Annotated in this window: 19 protein-coding genes; 17 read left to right on the plus strand and 2 right to left on the minus strand. The window is 68.1% G+C overall.

What is annotated here, in order from left to right; all coding sequences use genetic code 11:
• Positions 1–15: 15 nt before the first annotated feature.
• The 11 genes from B7R21_RS05360 (at position 16) to mutM (ending at position 9,953) form a co-directional block, all read left to right on the plus strand.
• Positions 16–1,032, plus strand: a complete 1,017-nt coding sequence (locus tag B7R21_RS05360; protein WP_116282200.1) for a TIGR03842 family LLM class F420-dependent oxidoreductase — start codon at positions 16–18, stop codon at positions 1,030–1,032.
• A complete protein-coding gene (locus tag B7R21_RS05365) occupies positions 1,029–1,928 on the plus strand; it encodes an ABC transporter permease (RefSeq protein WP_116282201.1) in 900 nt (299 codons plus the stop codon). The genes B7R21_RS05360 and B7R21_RS05365 overlap by 4 nt, the downstream gene beginning before the upstream one ends.
• A complete protein-coding gene (locus B7R21_RS05370; protein ID WP_116282244.1) occupies positions 1,922–2,770 on the plus strand; it encodes an ABC transporter ATP-binding protein in 849 nt (282 codons plus the stop codon). Before B7R21_RS05365 ends, B7R21_RS05370 begins: the two co-directional genes overlap by 7 nt.
• Positions 2,767–3,600: an ABC transporter permease gene (locus tag B7R21_RS05375; RefSeq protein WP_253259648.1), complete on the plus strand. Its 834-nt coding sequence runs from the start codon at positions 2,767–2,769 to the stop codon at positions 3,598–3,600. The genes B7R21_RS05370 and B7R21_RS05375 overlap by 4 nt, the downstream gene beginning before the upstream one ends.
• 91 nt (positions 3,601–3,691) lie before the next feature.
• Complete coding sequence (locus B7R21_RS05380) at positions 3,692–4,846, plus strand: ABC transporter substrate-binding protein (RefSeq protein ID WP_116282202.1); 1,155 nt, start codon at positions 3,692–3,694, stop codon at positions 4,844–4,846.
• A 98-nt stretch (positions 4,847–4,944) separates the two neighbouring features.
• Complete coding sequence (locus tag B7R21_RS05385) at positions 4,945–6,282, plus strand: aspartate aminotransferase family protein (protein ID WP_116282203.1); 1,338 nt, start codon at positions 4,945–4,947, stop codon at positions 6,280–6,282.
• Positions 6,283–6,338: 56 nt separating this feature from the next.
• Entirely contained in the window at positions 6,339–7,280 is a 942-nt protein-coding gene (locus B7R21_RS05390; RefSeq protein WP_116282204.1) for a LysR family transcriptional regulator, read from the plus strand.
• Positions 7,281–7,346: 66 nt separating this feature from the next.
• Entirely contained in the window at positions 7,347–7,967 is a 621-nt protein-coding gene (locus B7R21_RS05395; protein WP_116282205.1) for a YceD family protein, read from the plus strand.
• Positions 7,968–7,970: 3 nt separating this feature from the next.
• Entirely contained in the window at positions 7,971–8,174 is a 204-nt protein-coding gene (rpmF, locus tag B7R21_RS05400) for a 50S ribosomal protein L32 (RefSeq protein ID WP_116282206.1), read from the plus strand.
• 94 nt (positions 8,175–8,268) lie between these two features.
• Positions 8,269–9,030 (plus strand): ribonuclease III, encoded by a 762-nt coding sequence (gene rnc, locus B7R21_RS05405; protein ID WP_116282207.1) that lies wholly within the window; start codon positions 8,269–8,271, stop codon positions 9,028–9,030.
• On the plus strand, positions 9,030–9,953 hold the full coding sequence (gene mutM / locus B7R21_RS05410; RefSeq protein ID WP_116282208.1) for a bifunctional DNA-formamidopyrimidine glycosylase/DNA-(apurinic or apyrimidinic site) lyase: 924 nt from the start codon (positions 9,030–9,032) through the stop codon (positions 9,951–9,953). Before rnc ends, mutM begins: the two co-directional genes overlap by 1 nt.
• A 111-nt stretch (positions 9,954–10,064) precedes the next feature.
• Here mutM and B7R21_RS05415 read toward each other — a convergent pair whose 3' ends face one another.
• Positions 10,065–10,784 (minus strand): YoaK family protein, encoded by a 720-nt coding sequence (locus B7R21_RS05415; protein ID WP_367379385.1) that lies wholly within the window; start codon positions 10,782–10,784, stop codon positions 10,065–10,067.
• Between the two features lie 183 nt (positions 10,785–10,967).
• Here B7R21_RS05415 and B7R21_RS05420 point away from each other — a divergent pair, with 183 nt between their 5' ends.
• The 4 genes from B7R21_RS05420 to B7R21_RS05435 all read left to right on the plus strand — a co-directional run bounded on the left by B7R21_RS05420 (position 10,968) and on the right by B7R21_RS05435 (position 15,497).
• On the plus strand, positions 10,968–11,948 hold the full coding sequence (locus tag B7R21_RS05420; RefSeq protein ID WP_367379386.1) for an acetamidase/formamidase family protein: 981 nt from the start codon (positions 10,968–10,970) through the stop codon (positions 11,946–11,948).
• A gap of 140 nt (positions 11,949–12,088) precedes the next feature.
• On the plus strand, positions 12,089–13,330 hold the full coding sequence (locus tag B7R21_RS05425; RefSeq protein WP_116282210.1) for a pyridoxal-phosphate-dependent aminotransferase family protein: 1,242 nt from the start codon (positions 12,089–12,091) through the stop codon (positions 13,328–13,330).
• Positions 13,327–14,634, plus strand: coding sequence for an allantoate amidohydrolase (locus tag B7R21_RS05430; protein WP_116282211.1), 1,308 nt, complete (start codon positions 13,327–13,329; stop codon positions 14,632–14,634). The genes B7R21_RS05425 and B7R21_RS05430 overlap by 4 nt, the downstream gene beginning before the upstream one ends.
• Positions 14,634–15,497: a MurR/RpiR family transcriptional regulator gene (locus B7R21_RS05435; protein WP_116282212.1), complete on the plus strand. Its 864-nt coding sequence runs from the start codon at positions 14,634–14,636 to the stop codon at positions 15,495–15,497. The genes B7R21_RS05430 and B7R21_RS05435 overlap by 1 nt, the downstream gene beginning before the upstream one ends.
• Before the next feature lie 13 nt (positions 15,498–15,510).
• Here the strand turns inward: B7R21_RS05435 and B7R21_RS05440 are convergent, their stop codons facing one another.
• A complete protein-coding gene (locus B7R21_RS05440; protein WP_253259649.1) occupies positions 15,511–16,125 on the minus strand; it encodes a nucleotidyltransferase family protein in 615 nt (204 codons plus the stop codon).
• A gap of 81 nt (positions 16,126–16,206) precedes the next feature.
• Between B7R21_RS05440 and uraD the strand changes: the two genes are divergently transcribed.
• Together uraD and uraH are read left to right on the plus strand one after the other, a co-directional pair.
• Positions 16,207–16,686: a 2-oxo-4-hydroxy-4-carboxy-5-ureidoimidazoline decarboxylase gene (uraD, locus tag B7R21_RS05445; protein WP_301182553.1), complete on the plus strand. Its 480-nt coding sequence runs from the start codon at positions 16,207–16,209 to the stop codon at positions 16,684–16,686.
• Positions 16,683–17,024: a hydroxyisourate hydrolase gene (gene uraH / locus B7R21_RS05450; protein WP_116282213.1), complete on the plus strand. Its 342-nt coding sequence runs from the start codon at positions 16,683–16,685 to the stop codon at positions 17,022–17,024. The genes uraD and uraH overlap by 4 nt, the downstream gene beginning before the upstream one ends.
• The last annotated feature ends 448 nt before the right edge of the window (positions 17,025–17,472 follow it).

Genomic DNA, 17,472 nt, shown 5'->3' on the forward strand with positions numbered 1-17,472 from the left:
GACAGAAAGCACAACATGGAATTCGGAGCAGTTCTCCAGACCCACCCGCCGGCGTCGCGAACGCTGGCGCTCGCGAAACTCGCCGAGCAGCACGGCTTCGACTACGCGTGGACGTTCGACTCCCACCTGCTCTGGCAGGAGCCGTACGTCATCTACAGCCAGATCCTCAACGAGACCCACCGCATCAAGGTCGGGCCGATGGTCACGAACCCCGCGACCCGCGACTGGACGGTCACGGCATCCATCTTCGCGACCCTGAACGAGATGTACGGCAACCGCACGATCTGCGGCATCGGCCGGGGCGACTCCGCAGTGCGCACGACGAACCGTGCCCCCACCACGTTGAAGACCCTGCGGGAGTCGATCCACGTGATCCGGGAGCTCGCGAACAGCCGCGCTGTGGAGTACAACGGGGCGACGGTGCAGTTCCCCTGGAGCCGCGGCTCCGAGCTCGAGGTCTGGGTCGCCGCCTACGGCCCGCTCGCCCTCAAGCTCACCGGTGAGGTCGGCGACGGTTTCATCCTGCAACTCGCCGACGTCGACATCGCCGAATGGATGATCAAGACCGTCCGGAATGCGGCCGAGAAGGCCGGTCGTGACCCGATGTCCATCAAGTTCTGCGTGGCCGCACCGATGTACATCGGCGACGACTGGGAGCACATGCGCGACCAGTGCCGCTGGTTCGGAGGCATGGTGGGCAACCACGTGGCAGACATCGTGTCGAAGTACGGTACCGACTCGAACGTCCCGAAGGCGCTCACCGACTACATCGAGGCGCGCCAGGGCTACGACTACAACCAGCACGGCCTCGCCGGCAACGAGCACGCGAACTTCGTTCCCGACGAGATCGTCGACCGCTTCTGCCTGCTCGGCACGGCCGACCAGCACATCGAGAAGCTGAAGGCGCTGAAGGAGCTCGGCGTCGACCAGTTCGCGGGTTACCTCCAGCACGACAACAAAGAGGAGACCCTGCGGGTCTACGGCGAAGCCGTCATCCCCGCGATGCGAGAGCACATCACGGCGACCGCATGACGATGACAACGGGGGCGGGCCTGGCGCGCCGTCGCTGGAGCGCCCTGCTCTGGGGCCTGCTCGGCGTCGTGCTGCTCGCGGTGCTCTGGGAGGGTTACAAGGCGGTCGGGCCGCCGACCGGCGTTGTGCTGTTCGACACGAGCATCCTGCCGAAGACCGACGACCGCTCCATGCCGCACCTGGTCGACATGCTGTCCCGGGCGATCGAGCCGGTGAACACGTCCGCAGGATCCCCGCCGGTCTGGGTGGCGGTCATCGGCGCGGCGCTCACCAGCCTCGGCGTCGCGGCGGTGGGCTGGGCGATCGGCTCGGTGGTCGGCTTCCTCATTGCTCTCCTCATGCAGCGGCTGCAGGTCACCGAGCGTGCCGTGTTGCCCTGGCTCATCCTCAGCCAGACCGTGCCGCTCATCGCCCTCGCGCCGGTGATCGTCGCCTGGGGTGGCAAGATCCAGATCGGCGCCTTCTCCTGGGACCGGTGGATGTCCGTGGCCGTCATCGCCTCGTACCTGGCGTTCTTCCCGGTGGCCGTCGGTGCACTCCGAGGGCTGCAGTCGCCCGACACGATCCATGTCGAACTGATGCGCAGCTACAACGCCGGCTGGTTCCGGACGCTCCTGAAACTCCGGTTGCCGGCCAGCGTGCCCTACCTGCTTCCCGCTCTCCGGCTCGGAGCGGCGAGTGCCATCGTCGGCACGGTGGTGGCCGAGGTCTCGACGGGGTACAAGGGCGGAATCGGCCGCATGATCATCGAATTCGCGCAGTCGGGTACGTCCGATCCCGCCAAGGCCTACGCACCGATCGCCGGGGCCGTCGTGCTCGGGCTCGTCTCGGCGGGCATCGTGGCACTGATCGGACTGACTCTCAGACGTTTCAACAGACAGGAAGCGGCATCGTGACCGACACTGCCCGCACCACCACCCCCGCACCCTCCGAGGTGCTCCCGGCCATCTCCGTGCGTGCGGCCGGCAAGATCTTCACGGTGGCGAAGGGTGCCGAGGTGCAGGCGCTCACCGGCATCGACCTGACGGTCGCCCCGGGCGAGTTCGTCTCCCTCATCGGCCCCTCCGGCTGCGGCAAGAGCACCCTGTTGCGGCTCATCGCCGATCTCGACTCCGCCACCAGCGGCGAGATCCTCGTGTTCGGCAAGACCGCCCGGCAGGCCAGGCTCGACCAGGAGTACGGCATCGCGTTCCAGAGCGCGGGGCTCCTGCCGTGGCGATCCGTGCAGGCGAACATCGAGCTGCCGCTCGAACTGCACGGCGTGGGCAAGGCCGAGCGCGCCGCCCGAGCCGAGGAACTCATCGAACTCGTCGGGCTCACAGACTTCAGGAGCCGCTTCCCCGACCAGCTCTCGGGCGGAATGCAGCAGCGAGTGGCCATTGCCCGCTCGCTCGCCGAGAGGCCGAAACTGCTGCTGATGGACGAACCGTTCGGTGCCCTCGACGAGATGACACGCGAGCGAATGCAGCAGGAGCTCGTGCGCATCTGCTCCGAGACGGGCGCCGCTGTGGTCTTCGTCACGCACTCCATCCCCGAGGCCGTGTTCCTCTCCGACCGGGTCGTCGTGATGTCACCGCGACCGGGCCGCATCGTCGACATCGTGTCGGTGGATCTCGGTGCGGGTACCTCGCGCAGCGACTCCCTCCGCGAGAACCCGGCGTTCTTCGCCGGGGTGACCGCCGTGCGGGAAGCGCTCCACGGGTCCCCCGTCGCCCCCCTCGGCGCGGATCTCCGATGACGACCACCGTCTCCGCCGCCGCCATGGCCACCGATCCGTCCGCCGGCGGAGCGGGCGCCGGCCGAGGGGCCGCAGGGCGATCCGTCGCGCGCTCGGTGCTTCCCCCGGTCGTGCTCGGCGTGGCCTTCCTGCTCGTCTGGCAGCTCGCCGTGGTCGCCTTCGACATCAAGCCGTACCTGCTGCCGAGCCCGACCGACATCGTCGGCCAGATCGTCATCGTCTTCCCGTTGCTCTGGTCCTCGCTGCTCGCAACCGGCCTGAATGCGCTGATCGGGCTCGTGCTCGGCGGTGTCCTTGCCGTCGTTCTCGCCCTTCTCGCCTCGCGGGTCACGATCTTCGACCGGATGATCGTGCCGATCGTCGCGGCCGTCGCCGTCGTACCCATCGTCGCCCTCGCGCCCATCCTGAACACGATGTTCGGATCGACCTCCGACACGCCCCGGCGGGTCGTCGTGCTGATCGTCGTCTTCGCGCCGATCTTCATCAACACGCTCCGTGGTCTCCGCCAGGTGCGGCCGGTGCACCGTGACCTGATGCGGGCCTATGCCGCCTCGAACTGGCAGCTCACCCGCACGGTCACGCTCCCGGGGGCCGTGCCGTTCATCTTCACGGGGCTCCGCATCGCGGCACCGCTCGGCGTCATCTCCGCCATCGTCGCGGAGTACTTCGGCGGGCTGCAGAACGGTCTCGGCTCCCGCATCACCTCCGCCGCGGCGAACAGCGCCTACCCCCGGGCCTGGGCCTACGTGTTCGGCGCGATCATCCTGGGCCTCGTCTTCTACGGCGTCACTCTGCTGCTCGAACGGCTCGCGAGCCGCCGCAGGGCCTGAGAACGTTTAACCGCACCACCGTTCCACCTGCACCACCACCGCACCACCTTCACCGCACCACCCGTCCAGCACACAGATCAACGGAGGAAAGATGAAGCACAGCAGACGCATCACCCTCGGCGCGGCAGCCATCGCCGCGTCGGCAGCCCTCATCCTGAGCGGATGCTCGAGCTCGTCGGGTACCGGCGACACCGCCAGTTCGAGTGGGGGAGCCCTGACCCCCGTGAAGCTGCAGTTGCAGTGGTTCACGCAGGCGCAGTTCGCGGGTTACTACGCCGCCCTCGACCAGGGCTACTTCGCCGACGAGGGCCTCGACGTCACCATCGTCGAAGGCGGAACGGACATCGTTCCGCAGACCCAGCTGGCAGACGGCGCCGTGGACTACGCCGTGGCCTGGGTTCCGAAGGCGCTCGCATCGCGCGAGCAGGGCGCCGGCATCACGGATGTCGCCCAGATCCTGCAGAAGTCGGGCACCCTGCAGGTGTCGATGGCCGACAAGAACATCACGACCGCCGCCGATCTCAAGGGCAAGACCGTCGGCAACTGGGGCTACGGCAACGAGTTCGAGATGTTCGCCGGCATCACCAAGGCGGGTCTCGACCCCGCGACAGACGTCAAGCTCGTACAGCAGGCGTTCGACGAGTCGGGCCTCCTCGACGGATCGATCGACGCCGCGCAGGCCGAGACCTACAACGAGTACGCGCAGATCCTCGAGACCATGAACCCGGCGACCGGCAAGCTGTACCAGCCGAGCGACCTCAACGTGATCGACTGGAACACCGAGGGCACCGCAATGCTCCAGGACGCGATCTGGGCGAACACCGAGAAGCTCAACAGCGACCAGGCCTACCAGGACCAGACGGTGAAGTTCCTCACGGCTGCGCTCAAAGGCTGGATCTACGCCCGCGACAACCCCGAGAAGGCTTCAGCCATCGTCGTGGCCAAGGGGTCGCAGCTCGGCGCGAGCCACCAGCTCTGGCAGACCAATGAGATCAACAAGCTCATCTGGCCGTCGGCAGCCGGTGTGGGAATCATCGACGACGCCTCCTGGAAGCAGACCGTCGACGTCGCCATGACGGCCAAGAACCTCGAAGGCACGACCGTCATCACGAAGGCGCCCGACTCCGACGCGTACACGAACACCTACGTGCAGAAGGCGCTCGACGCGCTGAAGGCCGAGGGCGTCGACGTCACGGGAACGTCCTACAAGCCCATCACCGTCACCCTCACCGAGGGCGGCAAGTAATAGTCCGTACGACCCCGGGCTGGCCATCCGTCGTCGCCGCCACATGCGGCAGGCACCGGATGCCCAGCCCACCACTCGACACGAAGAAGGCACCACTCATGGATCTCAACCCCGAAGACGGAAAGCTCGCCTACGAACTCGACCGCGCCCACGTCTTCCACTCCTGGTCGGCCCAGGCCGCGCTGAAGCCGATGGTCATCGCCGGCGGCCTCGGCAGCACCGTCTGGGACTTCGACGGCAACCGCTATCTCGATTTCTCGAGCCAGCTCATCAATGTGAACATCGGTCACCAGCACCCGGCCGTGACCGCGGCCATCCGCGCGCAGACCGAGGTTCTCACCACCGTCGCCCCGGCAGCGGCGAACCTCGCGAGGGGCAGAGCCGCCCAGCGCATCCTCGAACGGGCCGGCCACGGCTTCAGCAAGGTCTTCTTCACCAACGGCGGCGCGGACGCCAACGAGAACGCCTTCCGCATGGCCAGGCTCTACACCGGGCGCGACAAGATCCTCTCGGCCTACCGCTCCTACCACGGCAACACCGGGGCGGCGGTCGTCGCGACCGGCGACTGGCGGCGGATGCCCAACGAGTACGCTCGCGGCCACGTCCACTTCTTCGGGCCCTACGAGTACCGGAGCGAGTTCTGGTCCTCGAGCCCCGAGGAGGAGTCGGCCCGGGCCCTCCACCACCTCGAACGGGTGATCGTCTCCGAGGGGGCGTCGGGGATCGCCGCCATCGTGCTCGAGACGATTCCCGGCACCGCGGGCATCCTCGTGCCGCCGCCCGGCTACCTCGCCGGAGTGCGCGGCCTCTGCGACAAATACGGCATCATGCTCATCTTCGACGAGGTGATGTGCGGGTTCGGGCGGGCGGGCGGCTGGTTCGCGTTCCAGGCGCTCGGCGATGTCGAGGGCGAGACCGTCGTGCCCGATCTCATCACCTTCGCGAAGGGCGTCAACTCGGGTTACGTGCCGGTCGGCGGCGTCATCATCCCGCCGTACATCGCTGAAGCGTTCGACGACACCGTCTTCCCGGGCGGTCTGACCTATTCCGGGCATCCACTCGCCATGGCCTCCATCGTCGGAGCCCTCGATGCAATGGAAGCCGAGGGCATCGTGGCCAACGCCGAACGCATCGGCCGCGACGTGCTCGGCCCCGGGCTCCGCGCGCTCGCCGAGAAGCACGAGGCCATCGGCGAGGTGCGCGGGATCGGTGTCTTCTGGGCGCTCGACCTGGTCGCCGACCCCGAGACGCGTGAGCCCCTTCCGGCTGCGACGATCGGTGCGCTGAAGGCGAAGCTGCTCTCCCTCGGGCTCCTCCCGATGTTCGCCGACAACAGGCTGCACGTCGTGCCGCCCTGCGTGGTGACCGATGCGGAGGTCGCCCAGGCGCTCGGCATCTTCGACGAGGCGTTCGCGTCGATCGCGGTGCACGCCTGACGGAGGGGGCGGCAGACGGGCCACACGGTCGCAGCCTGAACCGGTAGCGTTCCTACATGGACGTACGCCGGCTCGAACTGCTCCGGGAACTCGCCGAGCGCGGCAGCATCACCGAGGTCGCCCGAGCGACCCACCGCACGCCCTCAGCCGTCTCACAGCAGCTGCGCGTGCTCGAGCGCGAGGCCGGCCTTCCCCTGACCGAGAAGGCCGGCCGCGGCATCGTGCTCACCGACGCCGGCCGGGCCCTCGCCCGGAGCGCCACGGATGTCGCCATCGCCCTCGAGCGCGCCGATGCGCTCTGGGACGAGTTCCGCCACGACCCCACGGGCGAAGTGTCGCTGGCGACCTTTCCGACCGGCGGCCAGATGCTCCTGCCCGGGGTGCTGCACCGGCTCGCCGGGCAGTCCGGCCTGACCCTCCACGCGAGCGACCGCGACCCCGTCTCCGAGGGTTTCCCCGACCTCACCAACGACTTCGACATCGTGGTCGCCCACGCGCCATCGCGCCCGCCCTCGCTCTGGTACGGGCGGGGCCTCAGCATCGTGCACCTGATCACCGAGCCCCTCGACGTGGCACTTCCCCCCGGGCATCCACTCGCCGACCAGGCCAGCGTCAGCCCTTCGGACCTGATCGGCGAGCAGTGGATCGGCGTCCCCTGGGGATACCCGTTCGAACGCACCCTCTACGACATCTCGGCAGCGGCGGGTGCGCCCGTCAACATCGTGCAGCGGTTCGCCGACACCCGCGTCACTGAGGCGCTCGTCTCGTCGGGCCTCGGCGTCGCGATCCTGCCCCGATACACTGCCGGCGGCGCGTATCTCACCTCGGACTCCCTGCCGCGCGTCGCGCTGAAGCCGCTCTCCGGGATGCGCGCCGAGCGGCACATCTACGCCCTGATGCGTCCTGACCGCGCCGAACGGCTCGCCGTGCGCACCATCGCCGATCTCCTCCGGGCCGAGGCCGACGCCATTCGCGAGGCAAACCCCACGCGGTCCTGACGTGCCGGCAGCAGGCACCGGTCGACCACCCGCCGACCACCCGCCGAGGCAGGGTAAGCTCTCGCAGTGAGCAAATTCAACAAAACCCCGTTCACGGTCAGTGTCTGGGACCTGATGCACGTGCCCGGCGAGCTCCGCGAACGCCAGCTCGACATCATTGTGCCGGAGAAGATGGGCGAGGGCCTCGTTGCCGTGCAGGCAGGGGCGACACTCGAGATCGATGCCCGGCTGGAGAGCCTCCACGACGGCATCCTGGCCACCGTGAGGGTCGACACCGAGGCCTCCGGAGAGTGCGGTCGCTGCCTCCGGGAGATCGAATTGCCGGTTCGAGTCGAGTTTGCGGAGCTTTTCGCGTATTCTCTTGACGAAGCTTTTGATTACGAGGTTCAGGCCGATCACATCGACCTCGAGCCACTGATCAGGGATGCGGTTGTTCTCGCACTCCCGTTTCAGCCGGTTTGTCGGCCAGATTGCCCAGGACTCGACCCGGTCACGGGTGAGCGGCTGGAAGACCTGCCCGAGCGTGCCCCGCAGGAAGAATTCGATTCCCGCTGGTCGGCGCTGACCGGGCTGCTGAGCCCGAGTGGTTCGGGTGCGCACGCTGAAACACTCCCAGAAGCTTCCACAGACACGGCAACCGACGGTGCGACTCCGTCTGCGAGCCCCACCGAGAGAGAAAAGAGTTAGCTCATGGCTGTACCGAAGCGAAAGATGTCGCGGGCCTCGACCCGCATGCGTCGTGCCCAGTGGAAGGCCACCGCGCCGACCCTGGTGAAGACGATCGAGAACGGCAAGACCACCTACAGCCTGCCGCACCGCGCCAAGGTTGTCGAAGACTCCGCTGGCACCGCGCTGTTCCTTGAATACAAGGGCCGCAAGGTCGCTGACGTCTAGCATTTCCTCTGGCTCGCCCGCTGGGCGACGCGAAGGGATCTGCCGCCGGGTTTCCGGCGATGTCTGACGGGGTGCGTTCGATCGGAGTGAGGCAGTGAGCAAGACGGCTGCAGCACCCGATCGGGCGCACCTTCTTTCGATCCTCGGGGTTGAGATCCCCGACGATCTTCTGCACCTTGCACTGACCCACCGTTCCTGGTCGTACGAGAACGGCGGAGTGCCCACGAATGAGCGCCTCGAGTTCCTCGGCGACTCGATCCTCGGCCAGGCCGTGACAGTGATGCTCTACACCCGCTATCCCGAGCGGGGCGAGGGCGAGTTGGCCAAGCGGCGCGCGAGCCTCGTCAGCACGGTGGCTCTGGCCGGTATCGGCCGGTCCATCGGGCTGGGAGAGTTCATCCTGCTCGGCAAGGGCGAAGACCTCACGGGGGGCCGGGACAAGGCGTCGATCCTCGCCGACACGGTCGAGGCGCTCATCGGTGCGACGTACCTCGGGCTCGGTGGCGACGTCGCCACCGCCCTGGTGCTGCGCCTCGTCGAGCCGCTCATCTCGAACCCGGAGACCTTCGGCGAATCGATGGACCCGAAGACCGAACTGCAGGAGCTGGCAGCCACCCTGGGCGACGCTGCCCCGGTCTACGAGATCGCCGAGAGCGGTCCCGACCACCGCAAGACCTTCGTCGCGACGGTCACTGTCGGCTCTCTCGTCACCGCGACGGGCGAGGGGTCGAGCAAGAAGCAGGCCGAGTCGATCGCGGCCCGCCGGGCGTGCCTGCTGCTCGCGCCTTCTCGCCAGCAACCGGCCGCCCCTCTGACGCCGCCTGCCTCGCCACCTGCGACGCAGCAGGCGACGTAGTGCCCGAGCTCCCCGAAGTCGAGGTCGTGCGCGCAGGTCTCGAACCCGCCGTGACCGGCTCGCTGATCACCGGCGTCGAGGTCTTCGACGTGCGCTCCCTGAAGCGGCACAGCGCGCTCGCCGGCCCGTTCGAGAGCCTGCTCTCCGGGCACCGGATACTCGCAGCTGTGCGCCGCGGGAAGTTCCTGTGGTTCCCGCTCTCCTCGGGCCGCGCCCTCGTGACGCACCTCGGCATGAGCGGGCAGGTGCTGCTGCGGGCGCCGGGCGCGATCGAAGACGGGCTGCTCCGCATCCGGGTCAGCATCGAGCATCCGGTGCAGGGTGAGCTCTGGGTGAACTTCGTCGACCAGCGCATCTTCGGCTCGATGGCCGTCGACGAGCTCGTTCCGACACCGGATGGCCGAGCCGCCGGATTCGCGGGCGCGGCCCTGCTCGAACCGGAGTGGGCGGTGCTCATCCCGAGCCAGGTCGCGCACATCGCTCGCGACCCCCTCGACCCGGCGTTCGACGAGACGACATTCTTCGCGGCCCTGAAGCGCAAGAACACCGGCATCAAGCGCGCTCTTCTCGACCAGACACTCGTCAGCGGCATCGGCAACATCTATGCCGACGAAGCACTCTGGGCGGCGAAACTGCACTACGAGCAGCCGACTTCGTCTCTCGGCCCGCGGGTCGTCAGGCATCTGCTGGCGGAGGTGCGTCTCGTGCTCACGAAGGCCCTCGCCGAGGGTGGCACGAGTTTCGACGCCCAGTACGTCAACGTCAACGGTGCCTCGGGGTACTTCTCGCACAGCCTGAACGCCTACGGGCAGCAGGGGAAGCCGTGCCCGCGTTGCAGCCACCTCATCGTGCGCGAGCGTTTCATGAACCGCTCCTCCCACTTCTGCCCCCACTGCCAGAAGCTCCGCCGCCCTCGCGTCTGACCTGCGCCGCCGCCGCCCCGTCACCGGCCCGTCCCCACATTCCCTGACTCGATCCACCGAAATCTGTCGTTTGACCTGCCTCAGAGCGACAGTTTTCGGTGGATCGGTCGCTCAGACCGGCTTCGACGCAGCGCGCAGTTCCGGCTCCTTCGCCGAGTAGCGGGCGCCGACGTGGCCGAGCACGGCCACGACCACCGTGATCAGCGCCGAGAGCGACACGCCCCAGCCGAGTCCGAGGCGAAGCAGCAGCGCTCCCACCCCGGCGCCGGCAGCGATCAGCACGATGGCCGCGGCCCGCCGGAACCACGGCTGCCCCTTCCCACCCGCCAGGCGCGAGTCGGCGGCGAACCCGGTGATGGTCGACGTCACGACCACAGTGGTGACATCCTTCACCCCGATGTGCCGCGCCGTGCCGGCCTGGATCCCCATCGCGATCGCGAGGAACATCGTCACGATGTACTCCTGGGGCTGCGGGGGCGTGCCGCCGTAGACCAACAGGGCGACCGCGAGTCCCACCATGATGACGGCGACCGCGGTCAGCAGCGAGGTGCTCCGATGGGTCCAGCCGTCTGTGACCGGCCGCAGCACCCGCCCGGCGATCACGGCGCCGAGCATGAAGCTGAGCAGGGCGATCACCGGCCCGATGACCGGCAGCCCGTCGGCTCCGGCCAGCGCCATGCCGAGAATGACGACGTTGCCCGTCATGTTGCCCGTGAACACCCGGTCGAGCCCCAGATAGCCGACGGCATCCACCACGCCTGTCGAGAAGGTGAGCGCGAGCATGAGGGCGAGGTGGAGGTTCGGGATGTTACGGGCGAGGCGCTTGGGCACGGGGATTCCTTGTCAGCGCGGCACTCGGCGCGCAGTACTCTCGAAGGGTCGACGAAAGGGCAGTGGAAGATGCAGTTTGACCCGCTCCAGCCGAACGCCGGCGCGATTCGATCCCCACACTATCTGCCTGCAACCGGCCGGAATGTGCTCTGGGGCCGCCTACCCTGCGCCCGGGACGAAGCTGTGCTCGAGATCGAGTCGGGCGACGAGGTCACCATCGACACCCTCAGCCACGAGGGCATCCTCGAAGACCAGGGCCGGGATCCGCTGCGGTACTTCCAGGGGCACGGCGTCGAGCGTCATCACATCCTCGACGACGCGATCGCGATTGCGGCCTCCGACTACCCTCGCGACAGAGCGGCCGACGGCCCGCACGTGGTGACCGGCCCGATCCGGGTGCGCGGGGCGAAGCCGGGCGACCTGCTGAAGATGACGCTTGTCGAGGCGCTGCCCCGCGTTCCCTACGGTGTCATCTCCAACCGGCACGGCAAGGGTGCGCTGCCGGGTGAGTATCCGGCGAGCCTCGGCACCGTCAGTGTGTTCTCGCGCGTCGACGAAGACCCCGACGGCCGCCTGGTCGGCGTTCTGCCCGTCACCCCGGGGGGCCCGGACATCGTGCGCTTCCCGCTGGCACCCTTCCTCGGCATCATGGGTGTCGCGGTCGCCGGCGACACGCGGCCGCATTCCGTCCCGCCCGGTGCGCACGGCGGCAACATCGACATCAACCTGCTGACCGCCGGCAACTCGCTCTACCTCCCGGTACAGGTGGCCGGCGCCCTCGCCTATGTGGGTGACCCCCACTTCGCCCAGGGTGACGGTGAGGTGGCGCTCACCGCAATGGAGGCGTCGCTGCGGGTGACCGTGCGCTTCGAGCTTCTCAGCCAGTCGGATGCCCTGCGGCAGTTCGGCGCGCTCGTCGGCCCGCTCGCCGAGACCCGCGAGTTCCTGGTGCCGACAGGAATGAGCGTCGACCTCGACGAAGCGGTCGAGCACTGCGTACGCGCGGCCATCTCTCTGCTGGGTGCCCGCTACGGGATGGAGCCGCACCTCGCCTATGCCTACCTCAGCGCGGCGACCGACTTCAACATCTCGCAGGTGGTCGACATCGTGAAAGGTGTCCATGCCCGCATCCGGGTCGCTGACTTCGCCGCGATCTCGAACTGAGCCACGGGTCGTTCCCGTAACACCGGTGAAACACCTGTTGCATATGCTGGTTTTCTGAAACACTTGACTCAGAGACATCCACAGCGCGCGAGGAGCACCCCATCAGCAGCCAGCCCATCAACCCACCGTCGCGCCTCCTGATGGGCCCGGGCCCGATCAACGCCGATCCCCGGGTTCTGCGGGCGATGTCGGCCGAGCTCCTCGGGCAGTACGACCCGGCGATGACCGCGTACATGACCGAGACGATGGGCCTCTACCGTGAGGTCTTCGGCACCAAAAACGAGCAGACGCTCCTCGTCGACGGAACCTCCCGGGCCGGTATCGAAGCCGCGCTCGTGAGCATGATCGAGCCGGGCGATCGTGTGCTCGTGCCGATCTTCGGTCGATTCGGTCACCTGCTCCGCGAGATCGCCGAGCGCTGCGGAGCCGAGGTGCACGTGCGCGAGGTCGAATGGGGCCAGGTCTTCACCCCCGAGCAGATCGAGCAGGCCATCCGCGAGACGAAGCCGAAGATCCTCGCTGTCGTGCACGGCGACACCTCCACCACCATGGCGCAGCCCCTCGACGAACTCGGCGCGATCTGCCGCGAGCACGACGTGATCTTCTACACCGATGTCACGGCCTCCCTCGCGGGCAATGCCTTCGAGACCGACGCCTGGGGTCTCGACGCGGTCACCGCGGGACTCCAGAAATGCCTCGCAGGGCCCAGTGGATCGGCTCCCGCAACGTTCTCGCCCCGCGCCGTCGAGCTCATCAACTCACGGAAGAGCATCGAGGCGGGCATCCGTTCGGAAGGCGACGAGGTACTCCGCGCCCCCATCCGGTCGAACTACTTCGACCTGGCCATGATCTTCGACTACTGGGGCGCCAAGCGCCTGAATCACCACACCGAGGCCACCTCGATGCTCTACGGCGCTCGCGAATGCGCCCGGCTGCTCGTCGACGAGGGTATCGGCAACGCCGTCGAGCGGCACCGGATGCACGGGGGAGCCATGCTCGAGGGCCTGAAGGGTCTCGGGCTCGAGATCTTCGGCGACCTCTCGCACAAGATGAACAACGTGACGGCCGTGTACATCCCCGACTCGGTCTCGGGCGACGCGGTGCGCGGAGAGTTGCTCGACGACTTCGGAATCGAGATCGGCACGTCGTTCGGCCCCCTGCACGGCACGGTCTGGCGCATCGGCACGATGGGCTACAACGCCCGGAAGGACACCGTGCTGACGACACTCGCGGCGTTCGAACAGGTGCTGCGCCGGGCGGGCGCGACGGTCACCGCCGGCGGGGGAGTGGGCGCGGCCTACGACTTCTACGCAGACGCAGACGCAGACGCAGACGCAGACGCAGACACAGACACGGGTGCCGCATCCGGAGCCACCCCGTGACCTCGGCGACTCTCGACCGCACCGGCGCGCTCTCCCTCCTCGCGCGTTGCGACGAGCTCGCCGCTCACAGCACCCTGCCGGGTGGCCTGATCCGCCGGGTCTACCTCACCGCTGAGCACCGCGCCGTCAATGCACTCGCCGGCCAGTGGATGATCGAGGCCGGCATGCGCACCTGGCAGGATGCCGCGGGCAACCAGTGCGGCCGCCTCGAGGGCAGCACCCCGGGGTTGCCGGCCCTGCTCCTCGGATCGCACCTCGACACGGTGCCCTCCGCCGGGCGGTACGACGGCATCCTCGGGGTGCTCATCGCCATCGCGGCGGTGGACCGCATCCACGCCAGCGGTATCCGGCTCCCCGTTGCGCTCGAAGTGGTCGCCTTCGGAGACGAGGAGGGAACCCGCTTCGGCCGCGCCCTGCTCGGCAGTCGAGCGCTCGCCGGAACCAGCGACCCCGCCTGGCTCGACCTCACCGACGAACAGGGCATCACCCTCCGCGAGGCCTATCGGGCGTTCGGACTCGACCCGGACGCCCTCGGCGCCGCGGCCCGGCAGCCGGACGACCTCGTCGGCTATCTCGAAGCCCACATCGAGCAGGGTCCGTACCTCGAAGAGGCAGGCCACGCACTGGGTATCGTCTCCACGATCGCCGGTGCACGGCGGTTCTCCCTCACCGTCAACGGCCGGGCGGGTCATTCGGGCACCCCGTTCGAGCGTCGGCACGATGCGCTCGCGGGCGCCGCAGAGATCGTGACCGTCATCGAAGCCACGGCCCGGAGCGCCGGCATCATCGCGACCGTCGGCCACCTCGAGGTCTTCCCCAACGCCGTGAACGTGATCCCCGGCCGGGTGGAGCTGAGCCTCGACCTGCGCGCCGAGTCCGATGCCGACCGCGACGGGGTCTGGAAGCAGATCAGTGATGCCCTGACAGAGATCTGCGATCGTCGCGGTTTGACCGTCGACGCAAGGCAGACCCACAGCGCGCCGGCCGTGGCCTGTAGCGCACGGCTTCGGGACGCCGTCGCCGCGGGAATCGCCCGCACGGGCAACGCCGATCCGCTGTTCCTGCTCAGCCGCGCGGGACACGACGGGATGGCCGTGGCCGCGGTCACCGAGATCGCGATGCTCTTCATCCGCTGTCGGGGAGGTGTGAGCCACCACCCCGACGAGCACGTGCTCGCAGCGGATGTCGCGGCGGCGACCGACGCGTTCGAAGCGGCCGTGCTCGCCCTCGTCGCAGCCGAGACGCCGCGCTCGCCCGCCGCCCCCGCCGACGCCGCCGCCCCGGCCGCCACCCCGCCGGCCTGATGCTGCGCCCGGCCGTTCCCGACGCGCCCATCGGCCAGCGCATCGATGAGAGCTACGCCGAACTCTCCCCGCAGGAGCAGCGCGCCGCCGACGTCATCCTCGCCCATCTCGATGACCTCGCGCTCTACAACGCGAGTGAGATCGCCCGGTTGAGCAGCGTCTCGAAGGCCACGGTCAGCAGACTCTTCCGCAGCCTCGGTTTCGCCGATGCGCAGGAGGTGCGGGACCACGCGCGGGCTCTCCGCAGCCAGGGGATTCCGCTCGGCGGTGTCACCCTCGACGCCGAGCGCTCCTCGGCGATCGACACCCACCTCGCACAGGAGCAGTCGAACCTTGCGGCGATGCTCACCACCGTCTCCGACGGCAGACTCGGCGAGGCGGCAGCCCTCCTCGGTCGCGCGCGCCGCATTGTCGTGATCGGTCTCCGCAACTCGTATCCGGTGGCGCTGCACCTCCGCCAACAACTCGTCCTGGGGTTCGACGATGTGCGGCTCGCCCCGCAGCCCGGCCAGTCGATCGGCGAGGAACTGGCCGGGCTCACCGACGGTGACGCCGTGGTGCTCGTCGGTTTCCGTCGTCGCCCGAGCGGGTTCGGCAGGGTGCTGGATGTCGCGTCCGATCTCCGGGTTCCGGTCGTGCTGCTCGCCGACAGCTCGGCGCGGCGTCACTCGGGCCGTGTCGCGGTCCACCTCGAGTGCCCCGTCGACAGCGTGCTCGCCGTAGACAGCTACGCCGCCGCCAACAGCCTCGTCGCCCTGCTCGCGACGGAGAGTCTTGCGGTCGCCGCTCGTGACAGCCGCACCCGGATCGCCTCCATCAACCGTCTCTACGGCGGGCTCGACGAACTCGAACACCGGTCCTGACCCGAGGATTGCCTCACGGCCGAACGGTCTCCACGCTGTCGATGTCCTCGCCGGTCTCGAGATCCGAGCACTCCACCGAGAGCGCGTCGCGCGAGCGCAAGTAGGCCCGGGCGCCCGAATCTCCGGCGAGGCCCGCGCAGAGATCCGCCCAGTGCGCCCGGCCGATGAACACCGGATGCCCGGGGCGCGAGTCGAACGTCGCCTGTACGAGCGCCCCGCCCCGCTCGCCGTCCACGGCCCCGGCCGCAGATCTGACGCGCTCGACGGTCTCCGGTCGGAGCGAGGGGGTGTCGACCAACGTCACGATGACACCGTCGAGCTCGAGCGAGGAGAGGGCGTCGATCCCGGCCCGGAGCGACTCCGACATCCCCTCGGCCCAGCGGTCTGCACGCTGCACGATGAGGCGCGGCTCGTCGCCGAACGCGGCCGCGAGCAGCTGCGCGGCCTCGCGCGAGCCTGCCCCCAGAACGGCGACGACGGGCGAGCATCCGGAATCCAGCAGCACCCGGATGCCGCGCACGACCCAGGGCTCGCCGCCCTCGGTCTGAACCAGGGCCTTCGGCATGCCCATCCGACGGCCCGCTCCGGCGGCGAGCAGCATCCCGGCCATGCGCCATTCGTCACTCACCCGTTCATCGTAGGTGTCGGTGCCCCGACCCGCTCTAAGCTGAAGACACCGTCTGTCGACCAGGAGGTCACCCTGCTGAACCTGCAACCGTCCGAGCTCCGTGAGCTGCTCGTCCCGTGCCTGGCGGTTCCGCGCTGGGTGGACGAGGTGGTGGATGCCGCGCCCTACGATTCGGTCGACGCCCTTCTGGCGAAAGCCCGGCACGCTGCGACACCGCTGAGTCCCGACGAGGTGGCTGAGGCGCTTGCCGGACACCCGCGGATCGGCGAGAAGCCGACGGGGGAGGGTGCGGCAGAGAACTTCTCCCGGGAGGAGCAGGCGTCGACCGATGCAGACGACGCGGTTGTCAACGCGCAGATCGCCGAGGGCAATGCCGACTACGAGCACCTCTTCGGCCGGGTTTTCCTGGTCAGGGCGAAAGGGCGCACCCGCGCTGAAATCCTTGGTGAACTGCGACGCCGGATGGTGCTCGACGATGCCACAGAGCTTCAGATCGTGGGTTCCGAACTGGCCGACATCGCCCTGCTCCGCCTGGAAACGTCCGTGGAGCAGCTGTCATGATCCGGAGCCACGTCACCTCGCACGTTCTCGATTCCACCCTGGGGCACCCGGCGTCGGGGGTGCCGGTCGTTCTCGATCGTTCCGTCGACGGAGTCTGGATGCCCGTGGCCTCCGCCCTCACCGACGACGACGGTCGCGCCACCTCCCTCGGTCCGGCCCTGTTGTCGGCGGGCACGTACCGAGTGACCTTCGACACCGCGGCGTACTTCGGAGCGACGGGGCAACGGGTCTTCTACCCCGAAGTGTCGGTGTCGTTCGTGTTGGCCGAGGAGGCTGAGCATTACCACATCCCCCTTCTCCTGAGCCCCTTCGCCTACTCGACCTACCGGGGCAGCTGACGGGTGTTCTCGGGGGTTCGAGAGTCGATTTGCATTCTCGCCAAGACCTCCGTAGTGTAACTACACGTCACCCCAAAGGTGCCGGAAAGCCGAAGTGCTTCTGGGCCTCAAGTGGGGGCCATCACACCTCAGAAACAAAAATGCCTCTGGCGTTTCTGTCACTGCAGCGTAAGATGTAAAACCACTCCCGCAACGATCGGTTCGGGTTCTTTTGGCGACTTCGGTTGCAGCGAAGAACACGGACTTGACAACGCGGCGGGAAGTGCTAAGTTAGTGAAGTTGCCCCGGGCAGGGTCTGGTTCTGAGAACTGGATCGGTTCGGGAGCGTCCGATCTTTGAGAACTCAACAGCGTGCACATTGTCAAATGCCAAATCCCCGTGGCACCTTTTTGGTGTCCGGGTTCCTTTGGGAAATTGAAATTAGTAGGCCCTTCTTTGGGAGGGTTTA

It is taken from the genome of Subtercola boreus, assembly GCF_003399625.1.
Classification (GTDB): Bacteria; Actinomycetota; Actinomycetes; order Actinomycetales; family Microbacteriaceae; genus Subtercola; species Subtercola boreus_C.

What these genes read in the sequence shown, in the direction of transcription:
- uraH (WP_116282213.1), top strand. Translation starts at nt 16,683, where the DNA reads ATGATCCGGAGCCACGTCACCTCGCACGTTCTCGATTCCACCCTGGGG.
- B7R21_RS05360 (WP_116282200.1), top strand. Translation starts at nt 16, where the DNA reads ATGGAATTCGGAGCAGTTCTCCAGACCCACCCGCCGGCGTCGCGAACG.
- B7R21_RS05375 (WP_253259648.1), top strand. Translation starts at nt 2,767, where the DNA reads ATGACGACCACCGTCTCCGCCGCCGCCATGGCCACCGATCCGTCCGCC.
- rpmF (WP_116282206.1), top strand. Translation starts at nt 7,971, where the DNA reads ATGGCTGTACCGAAGCGAAAGATGTCGCGGGCCTCGACCCGCATGCGT.
- B7R21_RS05365 (WP_116282201.1), top strand. Translation starts at nt 1,029, where the DNA reads ATGACGATGACAACGGGGGCGGGCCTGGCGCGCCGTCGCTGGAGCGCC.
- B7R21_RS05390 (WP_116282204.1), top strand. Translation starts at nt 6,339, where the DNA reads ATGGACGTACGCCGGCTCGAACTGCTCCGGGAACTCGCCGAGCGCGGC.
- B7R21_RS05435 (WP_116282212.1), top strand. Translation starts at nt 14,634, where the DNA reads ATGCTGCGCCCGGCCGTTCCCGACGCGCCCATCGGCCAGCGCATCGAT.
- B7R21_RS05385 (WP_116282203.1), top strand. Translation starts at nt 4,945, where the DNA reads ATGGATCTCAACCCCGAAGACGGAAAGCTCGCCTACGAACTCGACCGC.
- B7R21_RS05425 (WP_116282210.1), top strand. Translation starts at nt 12,089, where the DNA reads ATGGGCCCGGGCCCGATCAACGCCGATCCCCGGGTTCTGCGGGCGATG.
- B7R21_RS05380 (WP_116282202.1), top strand. Translation starts at nt 3,692, where the DNA reads ATGAAGCACAGCAGACGCATCACCCTCGGCGCGGCAGCCATCGCCGCG.